The following is a 25,954-nucleotide window of genomic DNA, read 5'->3' as shown; positions in this document are numbered from 1 at the left end:
TTTCACGCTAGATCCTGGAACCGTCGCACATGACTCACCCCGCTGTTTCCGCTCGCTATCGCTTGACCCCTCTGGCCGCGTCGCTGTCGGCCTTGGCCATGCTGAGCGCATTGTCGCTGGGCAGCGCATCCGTTGCGCACGCTTCCGGCGCGTGGTGGGTCGGCGCGGACGTCGCCAAGCAGACGCGCACCCTGCGCCAGAACTCGCCGGGCCTGAGCGCGCAGACGGCGGCCGAACAGCGCCGCCAGGCGACGCAGCAACTGCGCCGTTCGGTCGACAACCTCAATCGCGTGGCCGGCGAAGCGGGCGCCATCGCCCAGGCCCAGGCGCGCCAGACAGCCGCCTGGCAGAAGGAGCGCAATCGCCCGGCGCAGGCCGGCGACTCCCCCGACGGCCTGACGCAGGGCGGCTTGTGGGACAAGGACGCCAACGGTCAGGCGCTGCCCTGGATCGGGGTGTCCGACAAACGCGCCGTGGCCAGCAATGCCCAGGGCAAGACCACGGTGACCATCGAGCAGACCCAGGCCAAGGCGATCCTGGACTGGGACACTTTCAACATCGGCCGCAACACCGAGGTGGTGTTCGATCAGGCGACTTACGCCAACGCGGCCGCCCGCAGCGGCGCGCGAACCGCGCAGTCGGAGTGGGCGGTGCTCAACCGCGTGGTCGGGGCCTCGGCCAAGCCCAGCCAGATCCAGGGTTCGATCCGCGCCGATGGCTCGGTCATGGTGGTCAATCAGAACGGCGTGATTTTCACCGGCAGCAGCCAGGTCAACGCGCGCAACCTGGTGGCGGCGGCGGCCAGGATCAGCAACGACCAGTTCCTCAGCCGCGGCATCTACGGCGCCGACGCCAACACGGCCTCGTTCACCGAAGCCCTGGGTAATGTCTCGGTGCAGGCGGGCGCATTGATTCAGACCCATGAGCCCGCCAGCGTGACGCAGGGCGGCGGCTATGTGCTGCTGATGGGCCAGGAAGTGCGCAATGACGGCGACATCCGCACCCGCAAGGGCCAGACGCAGTTGGCGGCGGGCGACAGCTTCGTGATCCGCAAAGGACTGGTCACCAACAGCACCGATGGCGGCACGACCTACTCGACCACGCGCGGCAATGAAATCGCGCCCAAGGCCGACGCCAATCTCGACCTCGCGCGCATCGACCCGGCGATTCAGCGCGGCCTGGTGCAGAACACCGGCCTCATCCAGGCCCGCGAAGGCGACATCACCCTTGCCGGCCACGACGTGCGCCAGAACGGCGTGGCGCTGACAACGACCTCGGTCAACGCGCGCGGCACCATCCATTTGCTCAATAGCGCGGGCGACGCGCAAGGCCAGGTCACGCTCGGCAAGGATTCCATTACCGCCATCCTGCTCGAAGACGATGGCCAGTCCGCCTTCGATGGCCAGCGCAATGCCTTGATCGAAGCGTCCGCCACGCTGGACCAGCAGCGGCGGGGCATCAGCGGCACCTTCGATAATCTGTCCAAACAGTCCGACCGCCGGGACCAGTCCCGAATCGAGATCGTCTCGGGCCAGAACGTGGATTTCACCGACGGCAGTCTGACGCTGGCTACCGGCGGCCAGGTGGCGGTGAGCGCCGAAGGCAGCGCCACGATCCACGCCGGCGCGGCCGTGGACGTCTCGGGCGCCGTGGGCGTGCAAGTGGCGATGGCCTCGAACAACGTCCAGATCAACATCCAGGGCAACGAGCAGCGCGACGCCTCGGGCAATCGCGAGTCCGGCAATCTGAACAACACCAATGTGTGGGTGGACCGCCGCTACCTGGTGCTGGTGCCGGCCGGTACGGGCGGCTATGAAACCGACCGATGGTATACCCAAGGCGGCCTGCTGGAAGTGGGCGGGTACCTGGGCACCACCGGCCATACCATCGGCGAGTGGATGGCGCAGGGTGGCACCGTCAACTTTGCCGGCGGCGGGGTGACGACGCGAGCGGGCTCGAGCATCAATCTCTCGGGCGGCTCGCTGGACGTGCAAAGCGGCTATCTCAACCAGAGTTGGCTGCGCGGCGGCGACGGCCGTCTCTATACCGTGGATCGCGCGCCGGGCGATCTGCTCTTTCCCGAGGACGCCTCGTACACGGGCTATGAACGCAAGAGCGTGCGCTGGGGGCGCACGGACACCTTCCTCAATCCCTTGATCGCCAAGGCGCAGCGCTGGGAGGAAGGCTACACGGTGGGCCGCGACGCGGGCCGCCTGATCATCGGCACGCGCCAGGCCACGCTGGACGGCGATGTGGAAGCCAAGGCTTTTCAGGGCGTGCGGCAGATCAACGCGCCGCAGTCGCGCCTGGACGGCTATCAGCAGAGCCAGACGGCCGCGCCGCGTCGCGCGGGCCTGATCCTGGGCAGCTGGCAGCCGGTGTATGACGAGGCCTCGGGCAATCTGCGTTATACGCCGGGGGCGGTGGCTGACGAGATCGTGCTGGGCATGCCGCGCGATCCGGAGGACGCCGAGGCGGCATCGACGCAAACCGACCCTGCGCGCATCACACTGAACGCAGACTGGCTCAATGGTCTGGAACTGGGCGAGTTGCGCGCCTACGCGAACGGCGCCGTGCAGGTCGACGGCGCGGTCAAGGTGGCGGCGGGAGGCGAGATCGCGCTGCATGCGACGCAAGTCGACGTCAATGCAGACCTGACCGCGCGCGGCGGCGTCATCACCTTGGGCGACATGGTCGAGCAATACCCCAACGTCAGCTCGGGTTGGCAGGACCTGCCGTTGGCGACGACGGCGCCGGCGGGCTATACGGCGCGTGTGTCGATCGGCGAAGGCGTGACCCTGGACGCGCGCGGCGTCTGGAGCAATCTGCAGCAAGGCGACGGCAACCTCGGCGGTCTGCCGTACATCGACGGCGGTCGCATCGTCGCGCGCAGCAGCGGCGACGTCACCGTCGGCAAGCGCGCACTGTTGGATGTGTCCTCGGGCGCGGCGCTGCTGGGCGATGACAGTCTGCTCGGAGGCAAGGGCGGCGACATCGCGCTGGCCGCCGATGCCTACGCGGCGGCCACCGCCGCCAAGGGAGGGCTGACGCTGCAAGGCGAATTGCGCGGTTACGGCGTCGAAGGCGGTGGCACGCTGACCCTGCAAAATGGCAGCGCCGTCGTGATCGGCGGACTGGTGGCTGGCGCCGACGGCGCCTTGCAGGCAGGCCAGAGCGCGCCGGTGGACCTGGTCACGAGCGAAGATTTCACCATTGCCGAAGGCGCGGTGTTGCCCCTGGACTACCACTCCATCCGCACGCACGCCAATCCCGGCGAGGCGGTGGGCGGCGCGCCAAGAGTGATCGCGAGCGATTCGTCGACCTGGCTGACGGTGGGAGCCGATTGGACCCTGCCCAAGGCCAGCAGCGAAAACGCCTCCTATAGCGTCAACCTGTCGAACGGCCAGTCCCTGAGGGTCGCGGGCTATACCGGCAGCTGGTACGTGCCGCCGACGTTGCCTGCGGGTACGGTCATCACAGGGATCGTCAACCCGGCGAACTTCCCGACCAACTATGTCGTGGATGCCGCGATACATGCCAATGGCATACCGCTGGCGCCCACGCCGGTTGTGATCCCGGCGGGTAATCTCGCGCCCACGGATGTCACCTTCTCGGCCGGGACCTTGATCCGCGCGGGCGCGAGCCTGCCGCGCGCGGTAGCGGTCGAGCCCTTGCTGCTGCTGGACGCCGGCCTTTTCCAGCAGGGGTTCTCGCATTACGCGGTGACGGGCGGCGATGGCCTGGCCGTGGCCAAAGGCGCCGATCTGCGCGTGACCATGCCGGTCTTGCAGGCCGACTTCTCCATCGCGCGCGGCGTCGCCACCGGCGCCGATCCGCACGCGGCGCTGGCGATGTGGCTGCCGCCTTTGTTCACCGAAAGCCCGGCGCGGGGCGCGCTGACGCAGCGAGGCGGCGCAAGCCTGACCCTGGCCGCCGGCAACGCGCGCAGCACGTTGGAGAACGCCGATGCGCCGCCGCTCGTCATCGCCGAGGGCGCGCGCATCGAGGTCGATCCGGGCAAAAGCATCGTGTTGCGGAACAACGGCCAGATCACCATCGACGGTACGCTGCGCGCGGCGGGCGGACGCATCGGCGTCTACGGCCTGGGCGCCGGCGCGCAGGACGTCACGCGTCTCAAGGGGCATGACGGCTCGGTGTGGATCGGGCGCGAGGCGGTGCTGGATGTCGCGGGCCTGGCTCAAAGCGCGCTGGATAGCCAAGGCCGTCGTTACGGCACGGTGCTCGATGGCGGGCGCATCGAGATCGGCGGCGCGTACCGGGCGTACGCCACCGAGGCCGACGCCATGGACAATTTCATCGTCATCCGCGAGGGCGCGCGCCTGGACGCCTCGGGTGCGGCGACGACGCTGGATATGAACGGAATGGGCGCGTTGCGGGTGGCCTCCGACGGCGGCGTGATCCATCTGGCCAGCTTCAACGGCCTGTATCTGGATGGAGAGATGACGGCCGCCTCGGGCGGCGCGGGCGCGGCCGGCGGCACGCTGTCGCTGGCGCTGGAGTCGCCCAACTACCGCATCGGGGGCAGACCGGCAGACCGCGTGCTGGCGCCGCGTGAGTTTCAGTTGCTGCGGGAGCAGACGCCGGAAGGCCTGGCGGCAGACCTGCGGCCGGGGCAATCCGATGCCGGGCTGGTCTATGGCCATGGCCGCATAGGCGCCGACCGCATCAAGGCAGGCGGTTTCGATAACCTGTCCTTGTTGGTCAGCGGCGTCTTGTCGCTGGAAGGCGGCGTCGATCTGACGCTCGGCCAGGGGCTGAACCTGGCCGCCACGGCCTTCGCGCTGACCGACGGCGCTTCCGCCGGCAGCCGCGTCGCGCTGGCCGCGCCCTATGTGCGCCTGGCGGGCGCCTCGCGTCTGGGCAAGGACCAGCACATCATGCCGGCCCTGAACGCACCCACCTCGACCCAAGGCGGCATGGTCGAACTGGGCGACGCCACGCAGCTGCGCGTGGAAGCCGGCGTGCTGGATGTCATCAACAAGGTTGCGTTCGGCGCCTATGGCTATTCGATGCAGGGCGACAAGGCACTGGTGTCGCGCCAGGGATTCGAACTGGTGGAACTGCGCAGCAGGAACGATCTGCGGTTCCTGAAGCATACGGTCGGCGACCGTACGTCCCTGACGACCGAAGGCGATCTGTTGCTGGCGGCCAGCCAGATCTATCCGGCCACCGGCGCCCTGGGCGAGGTGATCGCCGGGCGTAGCGGCGCGTTCAACCAGTGGGGCTCCTATGAAACCCGTTACGACGCCGCGCGCAGCCTGCGTATCGAACGTAGCGGAGACGGCGCCGCGCCGCCCACGCCGTACTCGGCCTTCGGCACGTTGCGCCTGTATTCGGCCAATATCGAACAGAGCGGCGTGCTGCGCGCGCCGCTGGGTATCCTGGAACTGGGCATCGCCCCGAGCGGCGGACAACCGCCGGGCACGATCACCCTGCGTCCGGGCAGCATCACTTCGGTGAGCGCGGCGGGCCTGCTCATGCCTTATGGCGGCACCGTCGACGGCCTGACCTATAACTACGCGGGCGCGGATGCCTTCTATGCCGGCCTGGGCGGCGCGCTGGGCAATGTGAGCCTGACGGCCGACAGTATCGAGGTCCAGTCCGGCGCGCGGATCGATCTGTCCGGCGGCGGCGAGCTGACCGGCGCGGGCTTCTTGACGGGGCGGGGCGGGTCGACCGACGCGCGCCTGAATCCGTTGATGCAGGTGAAGTGGGATGGCAGCGGTTTTACGCTGCCGTCGCTGTCCAGCAACCCGGTCTACGCCATCGTGCCCGGCGCGCAGCCTGCCGCTGCGCCCATCGCGGCGGAGAAGGGCGCGGGCGATCCGATGATCGGCCGGCAGATCACCGTCGGCGACGGCGTGCCGGGCCTGGCGGCCGGAACCTATACCTTGTTGCCGTCCACCTATGCATTGCTGCCTGGCGCTTTCCGCGTCGAGTTGAATGGCCGGGCCGTCGGCAACGCCGCGTTCGGCAGCGGCGGGCGCATGCGCAATGCGTCCTACACCACGGCCGCCCGCCTGGGTTTCGCCAATACCGGCATTGCCGACGTGCAGACCACCTCGGTGGTGTTGACGCCGGCCGACACGCTGCGCACCTACTCGAACTTCAACGAGACGAGTTACGCGCAGTTCGGCCAGAATTGGGCGCTGCGCGACGGCGCGCCGCGCCCGCAGCTCGAGCGCGACGCGCGGCAGCTGAACCTCACGCCGGGCAGCCGGCTGGATGTCGCCGCCGGCACGGTGGACTTCACCCCCGCCAAGGACGGGCGAGGCGGCGCCGCGGTTCTGAACGGCAGCCGCATCGAGATTCTGGCCGACGGCGCCACGCCCACCGAAGGCTTTGCGGGCACGTCGGTTCATGCCAGCACGCTCAACAACTTGAAGGCGGCCACCATCAGCATCGGCGGCGCGCCGACCTCCACCTTTGTCACGCAGACCGCCAGCGGATTCTCCACAGAAAATTCCTGGCAGGTCGGCCTCGGCAGCGCCACGACCGGCGAGCTCATCCTGCGCCGGGGCGCCATGCTGGAAGCCGGCTCCGTCTTCCTGGTGGTGAGCAACAAGGAACAAGGCCTGACCATCGAGCAGGGCGCGGGCATCAATACGCTGGGACAGGGCAGGACGGCCTGGGATTCGAACGACGGTTATGTGCTGCGACCAGGACAGGCGGGCGTGCTGGCCGTCACCAACGGTTGGCTGAACCTGACCTCGCCGACGGCTGACGATTACGGCATGAACGGGGCGGGCTATCTGCACATCGGCACTTGCGCGGCGGGCGCAAGCTGCGCGGGCGATACCATGCTGTATTCGGAAGGCAGCATCACCGCCGCGACCAATAAATCGCTTGAACTGGGCGAGTCGGTACGCTACGGAACGCGCAACCTGACGCTGGCCGTGGGCGGTATCAACATCGGCACGACCGCGACGCTGGCGCAGGCCAAGGCCGCGGGTGTCCTGCCTGCCGGCCTCACGCTGAACCAGGACGTGCTGTCGCGCCTGTTGCGCGGCGACATCAGCACCGGCGCGCCGGCGCTGGAGAACCTGATACTTACCGCAAGCGACTCGGTCAATTTCTACGGCAGCGTGGACCTCAGCACCATCGACAAGGCGACGGGAAAATCGTCGCTCGAGCGCCTGGTGCTGGGCGCGCCGGCCTTCTACGGGCATGGCGGCGCGGGCGACGTGGCCCGCATCGAGACCGGCACGCTGGTCTGGAACGGCGCGACCACGCCTGCCGGCAATGTCATCGCGGGCGGCGCGGGCACGGGCAGCGGCCGCTTTGTGGTCGATGCCCGGACCATCGAGTTCGGCTACGGCCCGCTGAGCCAGCCCGACACCGTGGGCACGCATGAGCGTCTGGCATTGGGCTTTGCCGGCGTCGACCTCAACGCCAGCGAGCGTATCACCGCCAACCATAAGGGCACGCTGTCGGTCTATCAATCGCAGGGGGCCTGGGACGAGGCGGCCAAGGCCTGGACCTACAGCGGCGGCAATCTGCGTCTCAACACGCCGCTGCTCACGGGTCAGGCGGGATCGGTCAACAATATCAAGGCGGGCGGCGCGATCGTGGTTGCCGCGCCGGCCGGTTCGGCGTCGCCCCTGGCCGACAACGCGACCCTGGCGAATGCGCTGGGCGCGACGCTGGGCCTGGATGCCGGCACGCGCCTGACGCTGGATACCGCCGTGCTGCTGCCCAGCGGCAAATTCACCGCATCGGCGCAGCAGGATGTGGTGCTGGAAGACGGCGCGCAGCTGGACCTGGCCGGGCGTGAACTGCATTTCTTTGACGTCAGCAAGTACAGCTGGGGCGGCGACGTCGTTCTCGACAGCCGTCAGGGCAGTGTCGTGCAACAAGCTGCGTCGACCATTGACCTGTCGGCGAAGCAGAACCGCGCGGGCAGGCTGACGGTGCTCGCCCTGGCGGGTACGGCCGACCTGAACGGCACGATACGCGGCGGCAGCACCGGCCATTACGATGCGGGCGGCACGCCCGTGCCATATGCGGCAGGCTACATCGACGTACGAGCCGGGCGGATCGCGGATTTCTCCGGCCTGAACTTGCGCCTGACCGAAGGCGAAGTCTTCGGCGGCCGCAGCTTCCAGCTCAAGCAAGGCGATCTTGTCATCGGCAGCGAACTCAAGGCCCGCGAGATCAACATCTCGGTCGATAACGGCAGCCTGACGGTCAACGGCACGATCGACGCCAGCGGAGAACGCGCCGGCAGCATCCGCCTCGCCGCCAACCAGGGCGTGACGCTTGCCGGCGGCGCCGTGCTCGACGCCAGCGCCAGCGTATTGCGCCGCGACAGCTACGGCCAGATCATCGAGGCGCCCAACCGCGCCATCGTGGAGATCGACTCGGGCTATGGCCGTCTGACATTGGCCGACGGTGTGCGCATGGACCTTGCCGTGGACGGCGCAAGCGCGAACTACGGCACGGTGACCTTGAATGCCCCGCGCCTGGGCGGCGCCAGCGGCAACGACGTCGACATCGACGCCCGGGGCGCGGTAGTCATTACCGGAGCCAGGTCCATCGCCGTCAACGCCTTCCATTCCTATGACGATGCGCCGGTTGGCACGGACGCCTCTGTCGACGGCCGCAGCTATCAACGCATAGACCAGGCCTACCTGGACGCCAAACACGCCGACAGCATTGCCTTCGTCAACAATGCCCTGGCCAACGACACGCTGATGCAGGGCAAGCTCGCGGGGCTGCGCGGCTATGCCGAGCAGTTCCACCTGCGCCCCGGCGTGGAGATCGTCAGCAACGCGGCGGTCAATCCCCATGGGGATCTGCACGTGGATGGCGATATCGATCTCTCGGGCTATCGCTATGCCAGCGTCAACCCGGGTACGCAGCGCACCGGCGTCTACGGTTCGGGCGAGGCTGGCGCGCTGGTGCTGCGCGCCCAGGGCGATCTGACGCTGTTCGGCAGCATTACCGATGGCTTCGATACGACCCGGCTGGGGGTGACGAACGACGACAACGGCTGGGTCCTGCCCGCCGGCCGCATGCCCTTCGGCGGCGATCTCGTCATCCCGCACGGCGGCATGGCGACGCTGGATGCGGGCACGCAATTCGCCAGCGGCCGCACGCTGAACTATGACTTGCCGGTCGACGGCCTGACGCTGCCTGCGGGAACGCGTCTGCCCGTCACCATGCCGCTGGCGCAGCGCTTGACGCTGCCCGCCGGCACGGTGCTGGCCTCGGCGGTGCTGGATGCCTCGGGCAATGTCGTTCACCCCGCCGGCTCGGTGGTGCAAACGCCGCTGACGCTGGACGCCGGCATGCAGCTGGCCGCGGGCTTCCGCCTGCCCGCGCAGGCGGAGATCGGCGCCACCATCTGGCCCAAGGGCGTCATGCTGCCGGTGGCGATGAAGCTGTCACGGCCGCTGGCGCTGGCCAAGGGCGCGCTCGTGCCTTCCGAGACCGACGTGGTGCTGCCAGGCGGCGTCGAGATGGTCAACTTGCGGCCCACCGGCGCCGATGGCACGCAGGGCCGCAATCTTGCGCTGGCGCCGATGCTGCCGGCCGGCTCGCAGTCCTGGGACCTGCGCCTGGTGGCGGGCGCCGATCTGCAGGCCGCGGACACGCGCCTGACCCTGGCGAACACGACGGCCCAGCTGCGCCTGGCGGATCCGCATTTCGGCCTGGGCGCCATGGTCACCGAGGTCCCGGGCACCGGCGGCAAGCCCTCTTACGTATGGGGCGACCTGAGCCAGTTCCAGGCCTTCATGGACATGATGGGGGTCGCGCTCAGCTCGCCGCCGGTATCGGGCGAGCCCGTCACGCAGGCGCAGATCGACGAGCTGGTGGCGTTCGGGCTCATCGGTTCGACTCCCGACGAACTGAATGTCTACGGCATGGGAGAGATGGTCAATGTGAAGGCTCCGGGTTTTGCGTGGGCCGACCTGAGCCAGTTCCAGGCCTTCATGGACATGATGGGAGTCGCGCTCAGCACGCCGCCGGTATCGGGCCAGCCTGTCACGCAGACGCAGATCGACGAGCTGATCGCGTTCGGGCTGATCGGTTCGAGTCCCGATGAATTGAATGTCTACGGCATGGGAGAGATGGTCAGCGGGTCGGCCGGCGGTCCGCCGGAGACGGTCACGTCCTATCATCCCGCGCGCCAGCAGCTGTTCAGCGTGCTGCGCACCGGCGCGGGCGACCTGGACCTGGTGTCCGGGGGCGATTTCAATATGACCTCGCTTTACGGCGTCTATACGGCGGGCACGCCGTCGGCCTCGATGGGCGACGCCTATCACCGGGCGCGGGGGCGCTTGAGCGACGGCACGATATTGCGCGCCGAAGGCGCGGGCTTCGAGTCGCTGGTCGATGGCGGCGCCCAAAGCCTGTACGCGGCCTGGTATCCGGAGCGCGGCGGCAACGTGCTCCTGCGCGCGCAAGGCGATATCAAGGGCGACCTGATCGGCGGCAACGAGAACTACGGCGATCCTGCGGGTTATAAGTTCTGGAACTCGCGCGAGCAGATTCCCACGGTCACGGTGGGCAGCTGGTTATGGCGCCAGGGCACGGGCAGCATCGGAACCGGGCCCGAAGCCACGCCGGCTTCGTGGTGGATCAACTTCGGCACCTATGTGGCGGGCGATGCCAGAGGCACCTACGACGCGTTCGGTTCACGCTTGTTCAACAACGATCCGTTCCTCGTGGGCTTTACCGGCATCGGCACGCTGGGCGGCGGCAATCTGACCGTGGAAGCGGGCGGCGACGCCGGCATCATCGATGCGCGCGGCATCGCTTCGAGCTGGAACCTGCGGGCGCATACACCGCGCAGCCAGGGCCTGCACCTGGCCGTGGCCGGCACCGGCCGCATCACGCCGGCCGGCGAGCTGGTGCAGACCGGCGGCGGCGATCTTACCTTGCGCCTGGGCGGGGCGCTCAACCCCAACCCGCAATTGCGGCGCAACGAATACGACCTCAACGGCACTTTCGTCAACCTGCGCGGCGCCACGGCGATTCATGCCGGAACTGTCGGCGGCGTGAAGGTGAACTACGGCGGCGGGCGGGACCAGATGGACTCGCGCCTGGGCAACGTGTATACGGCCGCGGGCGGTGTGGCCGCCGGCGGCCCCATCCTGGTGCTGGGCGACTCGGCCGTCCGTATCGATACGCGCGGCGACCTGGTGCTGGGCGGCGCGGCCGATCCGGGCCGCACGATGCAGCTCAGCGCGACGCCATTCACCTACCAGGGCGCGGCGCATGACGGCGACGGCTGGAGCTGGTTCTCCCTTTGGACGCCGGCCACCGCGATCGATCTGTTGAGCGCGGGCGGCAATCTTACGCCGACCTCGGCCTGGGATGACATCGCGGGCAGTGAAGACGCGCGTTGGGACAGCGCGGGACATAATCAGTCGGCCAACGGCGACGGCTCGTTCTATCCGTCGATCCTGCGCGCGGTTGCGGCCAACGGCAGCCTGTACTACGGCGCCAGCGCAAGCGGCGCGACCGCCGCCATCCAGGGCCCGGTCCTGCGCTATGGCCACGGCACCGTACTGGCGCCGTCGCCGGTGGGCGCACAGTTTGTCAACGCCACCGGCAAGGGCGAACTGCAATTGCTGGCGCAGGACTCTATCCTGGGCGCGGGCTATGTGCTCTCGGCCTCCACGGCCGATCCGCTGGCCATGGCCAGCCCCTTCCGCCCCGGGTTTGTCGGCAAGCTGGCCGAGACCGGCGGCGGCCCCTGGGGCGGGTCCGCCCTGTTGGTCACCAACGCCGCTGCCGAATCGCAGCCCTACAACGACTGGATCACGATCGGGTACAGCGGCGCGCCGAACCCCGATGGCGGACGACGGAATACGGCTGCGCTGTTCACCTTTGGCAGTCCCGCGACCATCGCGGATGCGGTCGCGGGGCGTGCGCCGGCGCGCTATTACGCGGTGCAGGGCGATATCGTCGGCTTGCGCGTCGGCCAGGCGGTGCTGCCCAGTTTTCAGGCGGATTTCGAGCAAGGGCGTTATGAGGCGTCGATCCCGGTGTCGATCCGCGCCGGCCGGGATATTGTCGGGTCCGGCACCACGCTGGGCGAGAAAGACGCCACCGTGGGCGCCGCCAAGGCGGGTAACGCTTCGACGCGCGGCAACCTGATCGCGCATGCCTATGCCGACGAGATATCGGTGGTGGAGGCCGGCCGCGATGTCCGTGACAGCAGCTTCTACATCATGGGGCCCGGCCTGCTCGAAGTGTCGGCGGGCCGTCACGTCTACCTGGGCAACAAGGGTGAAATCAAGAGCCTGGGGCCGATCGGCGGCGGCGCCGCGTCGGGGGATCGCAGCGGCGGCGCCGGTATTTCGGTGTCGGCCGGCATGGGCGAGGGCGTGTACTGGAACGCCTTTGCCGAGCGCTATCTGAATCCGGCCAATCAGGCAGCGCTGGATCTGCCGCTGGCCGACCAGCCGGGCAAAGTCGTGACGGTCTACGGCGGCTCGCTGAAGCTGGAGCAATGGCTGCAAGACGAGTTTGGCTATACCGGCGACGCGTCGGGCGCCGAGGCTTTCCTGACGCAGAAGCAGGCCGAGCTGGATGCGGCGCGCGCGGCCGCGCTTGCCGAGGGGCGTACCGCCAGCAGCCGTTCGCTGGCGCGCGAGTTCCAGCGGGAGAGCCAGCTGCATCTGGTGAACTGGTTGAGCGAGCGCTTTGGCGGCGCCAACGGTCTCGCCCTGCATTACGATGCGGCGACCATGGACGCGCGGACCTTCTTCGACGCGCTGCCGGCGCAGCAGCAGCGCGCCTATCTGCGCAATGTCTACTACGCCGAGTTGCGTGAGTCCGGCCGCGAATACAACGAGGCCGGGGGCAAGCGCGCCGGCAGCTATCTGCGCGGCCGCGAAGCCATCGCCACGCTGTTCCCCGCGCAGGACGCGCAGGGCAAGGCGTTGAGTCATGAAGGCGACCTCACCATGTTCAGCAGCGCGATCTACTTCAACGCTGACTACGTGAGCAACCCCATCGGGCAGTCACGTCCGCGCGCGGGCGCCAAATACATCACCAAGGCGCAGTGGGAGGCCATGGGCAGCCCCGGCTACAACGTGTCGTTCTATGACGTGTTGGACGCGGGCATCCACACCAACTTCGGCGGCGACATCAACCTTATGACGCCGGGCGGGCGCACGCTGGTCGGCATAGACGGCGGCTTCAACCCGGGGCCGGGTTCGGGCGTGATCACGCAGGGCGACGGCAATATCAACATCTATGCGATGGACAGTATCCTGATGGGTCAGAGCCGCGTCTTCACGACCTTTGGCGGCAGCATCCTGGCCTGGTCGGCGCAGGGCGACATCAACGCCGGTCGCGGCAGCAAGACCAGCATGGTCTACACCCCGCAGCGCCGCGTGTACGACAGCATCGGCAACATCGCGCTGTCGCCGACGGCGCCCAGCACCGGCGCAGGTATCGCGACGCTGAATCCGATCCCCGAGGTTCCGCCGGGCGATATCGATCTGATCGCGCCGCTGGGCACCGTCGACGCGGGCGAAGCGGGTATTCGCGTCTCCGGCGATGTCAACGTGGCCGCCTTGCGCGTGGTCAACGCGGAAAATATCCAGACGCAGGGCGAGGCCACCGGCATTCCGGTGATCGCCGCGGTCAACGTCGGCGCGCTCACCAGCGCGAGCACGGCGGCCTCGAACGCGGCCACGGCCGCCTCCGATGCGGCCCAGGGTGCGCGCGCCGCCGCGCAGAAGGCCCTGCCGTCGATCATCAGCGTGCAGATCCTGGGCTTTGGCAATGAACCGCTTTCGGGCGGCGCCCCGGCGACCGAGCCCACCAGCGCGGTGCCTCCGGCCGGGCAGCAGGCGCAGCGCTATACGCCCAACCACATGGTCCAGGTGCTGGCCCGCGGCTCCCATCCGCAAGGCGACGTGTCGAGCCTGACGCCGGACGAGTTGCGGAGTCTGGGCTTGTAAGCCCGATGCGGGATGGCGAGTCAGGCCGCGGCGGCAGGGGACGCGCCGCGGCCAAGGCGCGCGCCCCGCTTCCGCGGATTTCTGCATGAAGTTTTTGTGACATCGAGCACTCCGCACGATCGCCGTTCGTCTAGGAATGTGTAAATGAGCATGACAGCCGGTTTGCTGGCGTATCTGCCCGAGCCACGGCTGTCTCCATTCCTAAACCAACCGGTATTGAGTGCGGTTCCATGCATCAGTTGAAAAACGCAGGACAGGGCGTGTGGTTCAAGGTCTTGGGCGCGGCATTGCTGGCGCTGGGCATGCAGCCCGGCGCCCACGCCCAGGATGGCGCAGACGAGGCTGCCGCGCCGCCTTCCCGGCAAACGGACGAGCGCCGCGTCAACATCAGCGAATACATCGTGCGCGGCAACTCGGTGCTCAACGCGACCGATATCGAAAAAGCCGTCTACCCATTCCTCGGGCCTGAACGCACGATGTCCGACATCGAGTCGGCCCGTAATGCTTTGCAAGACAGCTATCACCAGAAAGGTTATCAATCCGTGTACGTCGACCTGCCCGAGCAGCAGGTGACGGGCGGGGTCGTGATTCTGCAGGTGACCGAGACCAAGGTGGGGCGTTTGCGCGTGGTGGGCGCGCAGCACTATTCGCCGCTGGAGATCCGCGAAGAGGTGCCGGCGCTGCAGGAAGGCGAGGTGCCCAACTTCAACAAGGCGCAGGTCGAGCTGACGGCGCTCAACCGTACGTCCAGCCGCCAGGTCATGCCGCTGGTGCGGGAGGGCAAGTTCCCCGGCACCATGGACGTCGACCTCAAGGTCGAAGACAAAAGCCCCTGGAGCGCCAGCGCGGGCCTGAACAACGATTACAGCGCCGACACCGAGAAGCTGCGCGCCATGTTCACGCTCGGCCATGACAACCTGTGGCAGCGCGGCCATGCATTCTCGCTGACCTTTTTCACCGCGCCCCAGGAACCGTCCAACGCCCGGGTTTGGTCGGGCTCGTACTCCATGCCCCTGTCCGACCGTTGGAGCCTGCAGTTCGCGGGCTACAAGTCCGACAGCGACGTGGCCACCATCGGGGGCACCAATGTGCTGGGCCGCGGCCACTCGTTTGGCGCGATGGCGACCTACAGCATGGAGCCGTTGGGCAATTGGTACAACAGTTTCTCCTTCGGCCTGGACTACAAGGATTTCGACGAGCAGATCCGTTTCGGCGATGACCGCGATCGCGTGCCGCTCAAGTATCTGCCGTTCACGCTGTCGTACGACGGCTATCGCTATACGGAGATTGCGCAGAGCTCGGTCAGCATGAGCCTGGTCGCGGCCTCGCGCAGCATGTTCGGCGTGGGCAGCAGCGAAGAAGACTTCGACTACAAGCGCTACATGGCCAGCCCCAGCTTCGCGCTGTTGCGCGGCGATCTGACCCACACCCAGAACTTTGGCCGCGATTGGCAGCTGTTTGCGCGCGGCGGCTTCCAGCTGGCGTCAGGCGCGCTGGTGTCCAACGAGCAGTTCTCGGCTGGCGGCGCGACCAGCGTGCGGGGCTACCTGGCCGCGGAACGCGCGGCCGATGAAGGCCTGATGGCGTCGCTCGAATTGCGCACGCCATCGCTGTCGCGCTGGACCGGCCCGCTCGTGAATGAATGGCGCTTCTTCGCTTTCGCCGATTGGGCATTCCTGCGCCTGCGCGATCCGCTGCCCGAGCAACAGCATTCCTTTGGCCTGGCCAGCGTCGGCCTGGGTACCCGCATACAGGTTTTCGACTGGCTGTACGGCGGCCTTAGCTGGGGCTATGCCCTGCGCGACGGCGACGTCACCAAGAAAAACGATTCGCGCCTCAACTTCAATCTGCGCGCCACCTATTAACCCATACGGATGAAGGCCTTCCGGAGCACGACTACCATGCAACGCTTACTCTTTCTGATGCTGACCCTGGTCGTCAGCGCGTTCCCGCTGACCGCCAAGGCTTGGTGGCAGGCGGATTGGAACTTTCGCAAGCAGATCTCGGTGGATACGACGGCGCAGGCCGGCGCCATCAATGACAACGTGGGCCGCGTGCCGCTGCTGGTGCGCCTGCACACCGGCAACTTCGCCTTTGACGGCGTCAATGAAAACGGCTCGGACCTGCGCTTTGTCGCCAGCGACGACAAGACCGTGCTGAACCATCAGATCGAAAGGTTCGATCCGCTCTTGGGCATGGCGCTGGTCTGGGTCGACATTCCGGAGGTCGTGGGCGCGCAGCGCCAGGATATCTGGATGTACTACGGCAACCAGCAGGCGCCGGCGACTTCCAACGGCCAGTTGGCTTTCGACCCCAACTACACGCTGGTGTACCACTTCAACGGCGCGCCCGACGCGCCGCCGCGCGATGCCACCGCCTACAGCAACCACGCGCAGACCGCACCGAACGGCCTGGTGGACGGCGTGATCGGTCGCGCCGCGCAGTTTTCCGGCGGCGCGCCGCTGATGCTGCCCGCCAGCCCCTCGATGGCGCTGCCTTCCGCCGGCGCCTTCACGTTCAGCGCCTGGGTGCGCGCCGACCAGCCCGCCGGCACGCAGCTCGTCTATGCCCGTCGCGATGGCGGCAATTCGCTGCTGATCGGCTTGGACAATGGCGTGCCCTTTGTCGAGGTCAGCGGCCAGCGCTCGCAACCCGGCCAACCGCTGTCGCCGGCCGCCTGGCAACACCTGGCCGTGACCGCCGATGGCAGGCAGGTCGTGCTGTACGTCAACGGGCAGCCCGCCGCCACCCTGGGCGTCAGCCTGCCCGCGCTGAACACGGTCGCCGCGATCGGCGGCAACGTGCCCGGGGCCGCGGCGGCGGTTCCTGCTGCCGCGCCCGCCGAAGGCGATGCGGCGACGGCTGTTCCCGCCGTTGACGCGCAAGCCTCCGCGCCTGTGACGCCTGCAGCGGTTTACGCGCCGTTCATCGGGGCCATCGACGAAATCCGCATCTCCAAGATCGCGCGTCCGGCGGCGGTCATCAGGGCCGACGCGTTGGCCCAGGGCGCCGAGTCGCGCCTGGTGGCCTACGGCGCCGACGAAGAGCAATCGGGCTTCGGCTTTGGCGGCCTGGGCTATCTGCTCAATGCCGTCCCGCTGGACGCCTGGATCGTGATCGCCGTGCTGGTCTTCATGATGATCCAGTCGTGGGTGGTCATGATCTCCAAGAACCGCAAGGTTGCGCGCGTGGAAGAAGGCAATGCCCGGTTTCGCCAGGCTTTCTCCAAGGTCGGCAACCGTCTTGAGATGCTGATGGACGACGCTGCGCTGAAGGGCGCCTTGGGCGAGGCTCCGCTGTGGCGTCTGTACGAAGTCGCCGTCAACGAACTGCGGGTGCGCCGTGCGCAGGGCGCCGACACCTCGTCGATCTCCGGCGCCACCATAGAAGCCATCCGCGCTTCCATGGACGCCGTTCGCACCAGAGAAGCGCAGACGCTGGGCCGCCGCATGGGAGTGCTGTCCAACGCCATCGCCGGCGGCCCGTACATCGGCCTGCTGGGCACGGTGCTGGGGATCATGGTGGTGTTCCTGGGCACCGCCATGGCGGGCGACGTGAACATCAACGCCATCGCGCCGGGCATGGCGGCCGCGCTGCTGGCTACCGCCATGGGGCTGTTCGTCGCGATCCCGGCGCTGTTTGGCTACAACCGGCTGCAGGGTCGCAACAAGGACGTGGGCGCCGACATGCGCGTGTTCGTCGATGAGTTCGTGACCCGCCTGGCCGAGGTGCATGGCGAAAGCCAGGTCGCCGAAATCGCTCGTGCTGCTTAAGGAGATTCGACATGGCATCCGTGTCCACGAGCGATGACGATGACGGCGCGCCGGTCGATGGCATCAACATCACGCCGCTGGTCGACGTGCTTATGGTGGTGCTGGTCATGTTCATCCTGACCGCCACCGCCCAGATCTCCGGCATCCAGGTCAAGCTGCCCAAGGCCAGCAGCACGGTGTCGCTGGCCCAGCCCAAGACCAAGGCCATTTCCATCAACGAGGCCGGCCAGGTGTTCCTGGACGCCTATCCGGTGACCCTGCAGGAGCTGGAAGACCGTCTGCGCACCGAGAAGGCGCTGAATCCGGACTTTCCGATCATCGTGCGCGGCGACGCCGTCGTGCAGTACCAGAAAGTGGTCGAGGTACTGGATCTGCTGCGCCGTCTCGAACTCTCCCAGGTTGGCCTGGTAACCGGCAAGCCGACCCCTTAGAGCGCGCAACATGTCGTCGAACTTTCCTGATCCAGCCGAACGCAAGGGCAAGCGCCGGGCGGTCCGCATCGCCAAGGGCGTGGGGATCGTGGCGGTGCTGGCCGCGCTGGGCTATTTCGCCTGGCAATGGGCCAACGATATGGCGGGCGTGAAGCGACAGGCGCCGCAGGTGCCCGCGATCATTCCGCTGCCGCCGCCTCCGCCGCCGCCTCCGGAACCCGAACAGCCGCCGCCCGAGCCCGAGACAAAGCCGGAAGAAGTGGTCGAGCCGGAACCGCAGCCCGAGCCCGAGCCGATGGAAGAAGCACCCAAGCCCGAGGACAACGCGCCGCCTTCGCCGTCGGACGATCTGGCCGACCCCATGCAGATGGACGCCGATTCGCAGGCGGGCAGCGACGCCTTCAATATCGGCGCGGGCCAAGGGCGCGGCATGTCGGGCTCTGGCGGCGGCCGCGCCGGCAACGCCACTTACAGCCAGTACATGGCCTACGCCCTGCAGAAGATCCTGCGCGAGGACGATCGGACCCGCAATCTGATTTTCCGCATGAACGTCGACATCTGGCTGAACCAGGCCGGGCAGATCCTGCGCGTCGAGCTGACCCGTTCCAGCGGCGATGCCGAGATCGACGAAAAAGTGATAGCCGCGCTGCGCGCCGTGCCCTCCGTGGGCGAACGTCCGCCAGCCTCGGTCAGCATGCCCATCCGCGCGTCCTTGTCGGGCCGCCGCCCATCCTGACCGCATTGTCCTGAACGTGATTCCTAGATTCGGAGTTTGAAGATGAAATTTGAATCCACACGATTGGCCGTTGCATTGGCCGTCGCTATGGTGATGGGCGCGAACCCTGGCGCCGCGCAGGCGCAGACCTCCTCCAACGCCACGATCAACCTGATCCGCATGCTGGTCGAGCAGGGCGTGCTCAAGCAGGAGCAGGCTGACGCCCTGGTCAAGCAGGCCGAGGCCGAAGCCGCCCAGGCCCAAAAGACCCAGACGGCGCAGACGGCCCAGATCGGCGCGGCGGGCGCCGCTATCGCCCAGCCGGGCGACGTGCGCGTGCCCTACATCCCCGAGTCCGTGCGCGCCAGCATCCGCGACGAGGTCAAGCAAGAGGTCATGGTCCAGGCCAAGGCCGAGAACTGGGCCCAGCCCAATACCTTTCCCGACTGGGTCTCCCGCATCACGGTCGAAGGCGACGTGCGGGCGCGCTACGAGTCGCGCCTGTACGACTCGTACAACGCCGACAACATCATCAACTTCAACGCGTGGAACAACAACGGCCCGATCCGCATCACCGCCAACGGCCAGGATTACTCGCTGGATTTCCCGTACACCAACACCCGCCAGGATCGTCGCAATATGCTGCGCGTCCGCGCGCGCCTCGGCGTCAAGGCCCAGATCTCGGATCAATGGCTGGCCGGCGTGCGCCTGGCTTCGGGCAGCGATGACAGCCCCGTGTCCACCACCCAGACGCTGGGCGGCGGCATGAGCAAAAAAGACGTGTGGCTGGACCAGATGTACATCGCATATCGCCCCAGGGAGTGGGTCAACATGACGGCAGGCCGGGCCGCCAACCCCTTCCTGTCGACCGACATGCTGTATTCGAACGACTTGAACTTCGACGGCGTTTCGGCCGTGTTCAAGCAAGCCCTGGCCGACCGTCCGGTCACGATGTTCGGCACCCTGGGCGCATTTGCCCTGGAACAGACCTTCGGCAAGTGGTCCGACAGCAGCTGGAGCGAAGGCGAGACCGAGAACAAATGGCTGTTTGGCGCGCAGGTCGGCGCCAAGTGGGAAATCAACAAACGCAACACGCTGACCGGCTCCCTGGCCTATTACCGCTTTGACAATATCTCCGGTCAGCGGTCGTCGCCTTGCCGCACCGACTACGCGGTCTGCGATACCGATTGGTCGCGCCCGGCCTTCATGCAGCAAGGCAACACCGCCTTCCTGCTGCGCAACCTGATTCCCGCCATTCCCGGGGACCCGACCAACGCCGCCAACGACCAATACCAGTACGTCGGCCTGGCCTCGAAGTTCAACCTGCTCGATATGAACCTCATCTGGGACACCGAGGCTTTCGACGGTCTGGGCCTGCGTCTGCACGGCAACTACGTGCGCAACCTGGCCTACGACGAAGGCGAGATGCGCAGCCGCGCCGGCGGTGTCGGAAACATCGTCAACAATCGCGCGGGCGCGAACGGCGCGTCGATAGAAAGCGGCCCCAATGCCTGGATGCTGCAGGCGGCGTTGGGCCGCGGCCTGGACTTGCGCAACAAAGGCGACTGGATGGTGTTCGCGGGCTACAAGTACATCCAACCCGACGCCATGCCGGACGGCTACAACGATTCCACGTTCCATCTGGGCGGCACCAATGCGCGCGGCTACTTCCTGGGCGGCGGTTACGCCTTTGACGACAACGTCTACGGCCTGGTGCGCTGGACCAGTTCCAAGGAAGTCTACGGCGCGCCGTACGCGGTCGACATCGTGCAAGCGGAAATCAACGCGCGCTTCTGATGGGAAAGGCAAACATGAGAACTTCAGTTCGTACTCGCATGCAGGCGCCGGGCCGCCTGGCGGCATTGGGGCTCGCGCTCGCGGCGGTCCTGGGCGCGCCCGTGACGGCCCAGGCGCAAAGCATGGAAGAGCGCCTGCGCACCGAGCTGCGCAGCGTCACGCAACAACTGCAACAGCTGCAAAGCGAACGCGCCCAGCTCAACGCCGCCAAAAGCACGGCCGAAGCGCAACGCGACGCCGCGCAAAAAGAGATCGAGCAACTGCGCGGCCAAGGCAAGCAACTGCAGCAAAAGCTGGAGGCGGCGCAGACCGAAGCCGGCAAGTTGGACCAGGTGCGCGAAGCTGCCCGGGAACAGGTCGCCGCCAGCCAGGCGCATGCCGCCCAGGTGCGCGGCGCCTACGACGAATTGCTGGGCATGGCGCGCGCCAGCGAGGCCAGGCGCAACAGCCTCGAAACCGCGCTCAAAGCAAGCGAAGGCCTGCTGACGATGTGCGAAAGCAAGAACGCCGATATGTATGCCGCCGGCAAAGAACTGCTGGCGGCCTACGAGTCGTTCGGCACGGGCGACATGCTGAAGATCCGGCAGCCCTTTGCCGGCAAGGCGCGAGTCCTGTTCGACGAGCAGGCCCAGGCCTATGGCGACAAGCTGTACGACGCGCAGTTCATTAGAGACGCGCGCCAGCCGCCGGCCGCCGCGGAATCCAGGCCCGCGGATTGAGTTTTCATTTTTCTTACATGGAAGCAACACACAATGACTGACAGCACTTCTCTCATTCAGACCGTCACGGCCGACAGCCTGACCGAGCTGCTGCAAGACGCCGGCCTGCGAGTGAGCCGTTCCGATCAGAACGGCGCGGTGCAGTTGCTGAGCGCCAGCCAAGGGGCGGGATTTTCCGTGCGTTTCGGTAACCCCGGGCCGAAGGAGGGCGAGTTCGTCGACTACACGTTCAGGTGTGCGCTGCACGTACAGGGCGAACTGCCCGACGACCTGGTGGGCTCATGGAACGTGGGCAAGCGTTTTGCGTGCCTGACGGTGCAGGGCGGCTCCTTCCTGGTGCTGGAAATGGACGTGGTCGTCGCCGGCGGCGTCAGCCAGAACCACCTGCGCGCCATGATCGAACTGTGGGACCGCCTGCTGCAGGAGTTCTTGATGTTCCTGCGCCAGTATGTTCGGCAGGAGGGCGGGCAGCAGCCGGAGGCGGCCGAGGCCGCGGCGCAAGAAGAGGGGGGAGCGGCCAGCCACGCGGCGCAGGAAGCCGTCGCGTGATCGTGATCAGTCCTTTTCGAGAACGTTTATGAACGAATGCAATATCTTGCGCGCGGTGGCGGCAGCGGGTTTGAGCGTGGTCTTGCTGGGCGCCTGCGGCGACAAGAGCGAAGCCCAGGCCAAAACGTCGGAAAAAGCCGCCGCACCCGCGCAGGCCAGCGCCGACGGGACGCCGGCGGCCAGGCAGACCGCGACGCCTGCAGACAAGCCTGTCGCCACGCTGGGCGAGGTCTCGATCTCGCGGGCCGACATCGAGGACGTCCTGCGCGGCCTGACCATCGAGCAACGGACGCAGCTGCAGGCGGACCGGGCCTCGCTGGACCAGTGGCTGCGCGCGCGCCTGGCCGAAAAGGCCCTGATCGCGCAAGCCGGCAACCAGGGGTGGGCCAGCCGCCCGGAGATTCGCCGCGCGCTGGAACTGACCCGCGACCAGGTCGTGCTGCGAACCTATCTGGAGTCTGTCAGCGAACCGCCCGCGGACTACCCTTCCAGGCAGGAACTGCAGGCCGCCTACGATCAGAACAAGGCGCGTCTGACCGTGCCGGCGCGCTATCGCATCAGTCAGATCTACCTGGCCGCGCCGTATACCGACGGGCAGGCCGTGGCGCGCGCCAGCAAGCAGGCCGCCGATCTGGTCAAGCGCGCCCGCGCCGAGAAAGCGGATTTCGCCGCCCTGGCGCGCGAGTACTCGCAAGACAAGACCACCGCGGAAAAAGGCGGGGACAGCGGCGAAATGGCGCTGCAGCAGTTGATCCCGGGCCTGCGCGAAGTCGTGCAGAAAATGGCCGAGGGCGAGGTCAGCGATCCGATCCAGCTGCCCGGCGGCATCCACATCGTCAAAGTCGTGGACGTCCGCGAAGCGCAGGCGCAACCTCTGGCGCAAGTGGAAGATCAACTGCGCGCCGCGTTGCGCACCCAGCGCCAGCAGCAAGCCGCGCGCGCCTACCTGGAGGGTCTGATCAATGGCGGAACAGTCAGTATCGATGGCGGGGAAGTCAACGCCGCTTTCGAGGCGGCATCTCATCCAGCAGTCAGCGCGGCGAGCCCCCCTTCATCCCCGGTGGCCGTTCAATAAGGACGATGCCGGGCAGGGCGCGCGCGTCCGGCTCAACCTGCGCATCCGGGCGTCGCTGGGCTATGTCAGCTCGCCCAGGTCCGTCGCCATCGGGCCGGCGCTGCTCGACGCCCTCCAGGACAGCCTCACGCCGGAACGCCTGGCGCGGCTGTTGCCCCAACCCGGGCCCGCCGCGATGAGTCGCGAGTATGTCGTCGCGCTGTACCGGGGCTTGCGCGTCGTCTGGCTGGCCGAGTTGGTCTTTGGCGATCGGGACGCGGCCCGCGCCTGGCTGGACCAGCCCAAGGTCCGCCTGCAAGGCCGCGCGCCGCTGGACTCGGCGCGCACCGCGAGAGAAGCGGATTTGCTCGAACGTTGGCTGATCATGATCGACGAAGGCAGCTTGATATGACGACACTTTGGCGCTTGAGCAACCGCGACGCGCTGATCGGCACGGCGCCCCTGGCGAGCCGTTGGACCCACGCCGGCGCGCCGGTCATCGTGCTGGATGCGTCTCCCGTCGCCGCGTTGCTCGCGCGCCTGGCCCTGGTCGAGGTTCGACGTCCCGACGAGCTTCCGCGCGGCTATCGCCTGCTCGAAGTGCAGGTCCCGGCGCGCTGCATCGCCAGTCCCGAGCCGCCGCGTTTCTGGCCGCACGACCTCGGCGTCACCCGCGCCTTCGGCCGCAAGTGGCTGGAACAAGGCCCCTTGCTGCTGCGGGTGCCTACCATGGCAGGCGCCCCGCAGTTTCTGCTGAACTGCGCGCATTCCGATTTGTCCCTGTGCAAGACCAGGGAGGGAGAGGCGCATCCTTTCCTGGGGATGATGGGTGCCGTCGAGTCGGTGCTCGCGGACGGCAGCGACTGGTTGAGCTATTCGTAGGCTTCGGAACGCCGTCGGCCATCGCGGGAAATCCTGTCCTATGCCAACAGGACTTATTGGCATGGGATTTTCTGCAGAATGGGCGCGAGCCAGTATCGCGGCGCGCCGACGGACGACCGGCCAGGTCGAGTCTCCCGCGCATGTTGGCCGCACTAGCCAAGGAGACAGACTTGAACCGACGCCACTTTCTTGAAGCGCTCGCGGTCACGGCCATGGCCGCCGCCCCGCTGGCCCGCGCACAGGGCACCTATCCCAACCAGGTCATCAAGTGGGTGGTGCCGTACTCCGCCGGCGGCGGCTCAGACACCCTGGCGCGCACGCTGGCCGAGGCCATGCGGCCCATGCTGGGCCAGCAGATCATCGTGGAGAACCGGCCCGGAGGCGCAACCAATATTGCCGCGGAATACGTGTCCCACGCCAAGCCCGACGGCTACACCATCATGTCCACGGGCAGCGGCGTGTTGGCCTTCAACGAGCACCTGTTCAAGAAGCTGTCTTTCAGTCCGGAAAACGACTTCACCTATATCGGCGCCATCGGCAAGTTTCCGCTGGTGCTGGTGGCCAGCCCGGAGTTTCCGGCAAAGGACTTCAAGGCTTTCCTGGCCATCGCGAAAGAAGCCCCGGGCAAGCTGGATTACGCGTCGCCCGGACATGGATCGTCGCACCGCCTGGCCATGGAGCTGCTGCAGCGCCAGACCGGCACCCGCATGACCCACGTGCCCTACCGGGGCGCCGCCCCGGCCATCCAGGACCTGCTGGGCGGCCGGGTGCCGGTGATGTTCCTGGACCTCGCGTCGGGCGGCTCGATCATCAAGGCGGGCAAGGTCAGGCCGCTGGCCATCGGCTCCAAGGCGCGTTCCCCGCTGCTGCCCAACGTGCCCACGCTGGCGGAACTGGGCGTGCCGGACGCCGAAGTCTTCGCGTTCCAGGGACTGCTCGGCCCGGCGGGCCTGCCGCAGGACGTCGTCGCGCGGCTGAATCTGGCCTTGAACGCGGCGCTGACTTCTCCGGCGGTGGTCAAGCGTTTCACGGACTTCGGCTTCGAACCCCTGCTGGGCTCTCCCGAGGCCTTCAAGACGCTGGCCCGCGCCGAAGCGGCGCGCTGGGGCAAGGTCATCCGCGCCAACAACATCTCGCTCGATTGAGACGGCGGGCGGTCAGTCCACGATGAAGCCGCCCGGCCCGCTCTGGCCGAGCAGTTCGCGCGCGCACTGCGTGGCCTGGTCCCGGGTCGCGACCGCCAGGAACGGCAGGCCGAAAGCGCGCGTCATTTTCTCGCTGCGCTGGCGCAGCTTGCCCAGCATCTCGGCGTTGCTTTCCACCGCGATGAACGCCCGGCAGCGGGCCTTCAGGCGCGGCATGTTCACGGTCTGCCACTCGATCATGGCCTTGCGGTCGTCCTGGCCGGCTTCGTGCTGCATGTCGGGCACCACCATGACGAAGGGGCGGGGATTGTCCACCAGCAATTCCATCTCGCGTATCCAGTCGGCCGAATAGCCGGCCGGCGCGCCGGCGTGCTTCGAGGTGACGATGGGAAAGCGGGATAGGTCGTGGAAGCGAAACTGTTCTGGATTCATTCGAAGGCTCCATGTAGTGGGGTGGGGGCGTCGCGCCGGCAGCCGCAGGCGCCATACAGCACCAGGCTGTAGGAATCCAGCAGGAAGCCGCTGCGCTTGGCGATCTTTCTGACCAGCTGCGCCATGGCGGGGTCGCTGGACTCCAGGATGCGGCCGCAATGCGTGCAGACCAGGTGGTCGTGATGCCCCTTGTCGTTGAGCTCGTACACGGTGGTGTGCGTGTCGAGCTGAGTCCGTTTGAGCAGGCCGACGGCTTCAAGTTGCGTAATCACGCGATAAACCGTGGCCAGGCCGATGTTGCTGCGGTCGGAAATCAGGTAGCGGTAGACGTCGGCCGCGCTCAGGTGCAGGCCGGCGTACTGGTGGAAAATGTCCAGGATTTTCATCCGGGGGAAAGTGGCTTTGATGCCGGCATGGCGCAACGGTGTGTGGTCCATGGGAATATCTCGGTCGGGAGTCGTTGATGAGAATGATGTACATTTTCAAAAACTCCCGCTCGCCGGAAACCGTC

The 25,954-nt window shown here is 67.2% G+C and carries 14 protein-coding genes; 12 read left to right on the top strand and 2 right to left on the bottom strand.

The window, feature by feature from the left end; translation table 11 throughout:
* Positions 1-62 precede the first annotated feature (62 nt).
* The 12 genes from AC1M14_RS22835 to AC1M14_RS22780 all read left to right on the top strand — a co-directional run bounded on the left by AC1M14_RS22835 (position 63) and on the right by AC1M14_RS22780 (position 25,011).
* Positions 63-13,946, top strand: a complete 13,884-nt coding sequence (locus AC1M14_RS22835; RefSeq protein WP_479730514.1) for a filamentous haemagglutinin family protein — start codon at positions 63-65, stop codon at positions 13,944-13,946.
* 230 nt (positions 13,947-14,176) lie between these two features.
* Positions 14,177-15,811 carry a ShlB/FhaC/HecB family hemolysin secretion/activation protein gene (locus AC1M14_RS22830; protein WP_479730513.1) on the top strand — a complete coding sequence of 545 codons (1,635 nt, stop codon included), beginning with the start codon at positions 14,177-14,179 and terminating at the stop codon, positions 15,809-15,811.
* 36 nt (positions 15,812-15,847) lie between these two features.
* A complete protein-coding gene (locus tag AC1M14_RS22825; protein WP_479730512.1) occupies positions 15,848-17,719 on the top strand; it encodes a DUF2341 domain-containing protein in 1,872 nt (623 codons plus the stop codon).
* An 11-nt stretch (positions 17,720-17,730) separates the two neighbouring features.
* Positions 17,731-18,150 (top strand): ExbD/TolR family protein, encoded by a 420-nt coding sequence (locus AC1M14_RS22820; protein WP_102775444.1) that lies wholly within the window; start codon positions 17,731-17,733, stop codon positions 18,148-18,150.
* 10 nt (positions 18,151-18,160) lie between these two features.
* Complete coding sequence (locus tag AC1M14_RS22815) at positions 18,161-18,886, top strand: energy transducer TonB family protein (protein WP_102775445.1); 726 nt, start codon at positions 18,161-18,163, stop codon at positions 18,884-18,886.
* 93 nt (positions 18,887-18,979) lie between these two features.
* Entirely contained in the window at positions 18,980-20,662 is a 1,683-nt protein-coding gene (locus tag AC1M14_RS22810) for a putative porin (RefSeq protein ID WP_479730511.1), read from the top strand.
* A 14-nt stretch (positions 20,663-20,676) separates the two neighbouring features.
* Positions 20,677-21,381 (top strand): DNA repair protein, encoded by a 705-nt coding sequence (locus AC1M14_RS22805; protein ID WP_168202229.1) that lies wholly within the window; start codon positions 20,677-20,679, stop codon positions 21,379-21,381.
* Positions 21,382-21,414: 33 nt separating this feature from the next.
* Complete coding sequence (locus tag AC1M14_RS22800) at positions 21,415-21,930, top strand: YbjN domain-containing protein (protein WP_479730510.1); 516 nt, start codon at positions 21,415-21,417, stop codon at positions 21,928-21,930.
* 55 nt (positions 21,931-21,985) lie between these two features.
* Positions 21,986-23,005 carry a peptidylprolyl isomerase gene (locus AC1M14_RS22795; protein ID WP_479731832.1) on the top strand — a complete coding sequence of 340 codons (1,020 nt, stop codon included), beginning with the start codon at positions 21,986-21,988 and terminating at the stop codon, positions 23,003-23,005.
* On the top strand, positions 22,914-23,396 hold the full coding sequence (locus AC1M14_RS22790; protein ID WP_479730509.1) for an MbcA/ParS/Xre antitoxin family protein: 483 nt from the start codon (positions 22,914-22,916) through the stop codon (positions 23,394-23,396). The genes AC1M14_RS22795 and AC1M14_RS22790 overlap by 92 nt, the downstream gene beginning before the upstream one ends.
* 14 nt (positions 23,397-23,410) lie before the next feature.
* Entirely contained in the window at positions 23,411-23,866 is a 456-nt protein-coding gene (locus AC1M14_RS22785; RefSeq protein WP_102775450.1) for an RES domain-containing protein, read from the top strand.
* 170 nt (positions 23,867-24,036) lie between these two features.
* Positions 24,037-25,011 carry a Bug family tripartite tricarboxylate transporter substrate binding protein gene (locus tag AC1M14_RS22780; RefSeq protein ID WP_102775451.1) on the top strand — a complete coding sequence of 325 codons (975 nt, stop codon included), beginning with the start codon at positions 24,037-24,039 and terminating at the stop codon, positions 25,009-25,011.
* A gap of 12 nt (positions 25,012-25,023) precedes the next feature.
* Here the strand turns inward: AC1M14_RS22780 and AC1M14_RS22775 are convergent, their stop codons facing one another.
* Positions 25,024-25,443, bottom strand: a complete 420-nt coding sequence (locus tag AC1M14_RS22775; protein WP_102775452.1) for a hypothetical protein — start codon at positions 25,441-25,443, stop codon at positions 25,024-25,026.
* Positions 25,440-25,880: a Fur family transcriptional regulator gene (locus tag AC1M14_RS22770; protein WP_102775453.1), complete on the bottom strand. Its 441-nt coding sequence runs from the start codon at positions 25,878-25,880 to the stop codon at positions 25,440-25,442. Before AC1M14_RS22770 ends, AC1M14_RS22775 begins: the two co-directional genes overlap by 4 nt.
* Positions 25,881-25,954: the final 74 nt, after the last annotated feature.

The sequence above is a fragment of the Achromobacter sp. SX5 genome (assembly GCF_056711425.1).
Note: the sequence above shows the minus strand (reverse complement) of the source record. Positions and strands in the feature narration are given on the sequence as shown.

Bases quoted from the DNA above. Each gene is read 5' to 3' on its own strand.
- AC1M14_RS22820 (WP_102775444.1), top strand. From the start codon at position 17,731: ATGGCATCCGTGTCCACGAGCGATGACGATGACGGCGCGCCGGTCGAT.
- AC1M14_RS22810 (WP_479730511.1), top strand. From the start codon at position 18,980: ATGGGCGCGAACCCTGGCGCCGCGCAGGCGCAGACCTCCTCCAACGCC.
- AC1M14_RS22775 (WP_102775452.1), bottom strand. From the start codon at position 25,443: ATGAATCCAGAACAGTTTCGCTTCCACGACCTATCCCGCTTTCCCATC.
- AC1M14_RS22825 (WP_479730512.1), top strand. From the start codon at position 15,848: ATGCAACGCTTACTCTTTCTGATGCTGACCCTGGTCGTCAGCGCGTTC.
- AC1M14_RS22815 (WP_102775445.1), top strand. From the start codon at position 18,161: ATGTCGTCGAACTTTCCTGATCCAGCCGAACGCAAGGGCAAGCGCCGG.
- AC1M14_RS22790 (WP_479730509.1), top strand. From the start codon at position 22,914: ATGGCGGGGAAGTCAACGCCGCTTTCGAGGCGGCATCTCATCCAGCAG.
- AC1M14_RS22830 (WP_479730513.1), top strand. From the start codon at position 14,177: ATGCATCAGTTGAAAAACGCAGGACAGGGCGTGTGGTTCAAGGTCTTG.
- AC1M14_RS22805 (WP_168202229.1), top strand. From the start codon at position 20,677: ATGAGAACTTCAGTTCGTACTCGCATGCAGGCGCCGGGCCGCCTGGCG.
- AC1M14_RS22770 (WP_102775453.1), bottom strand. From the start codon at position 25,880: ATGGACCACACACCGTTGCGCCATGCCGGCATCAAAGCCACTTTCCCC.
- AC1M14_RS22800 (WP_479730510.1), top strand. From the start codon at position 21,415: ATGACTGACAGCACTTCTCTCATTCAGACCGTCACGGCCGACAGCCTG.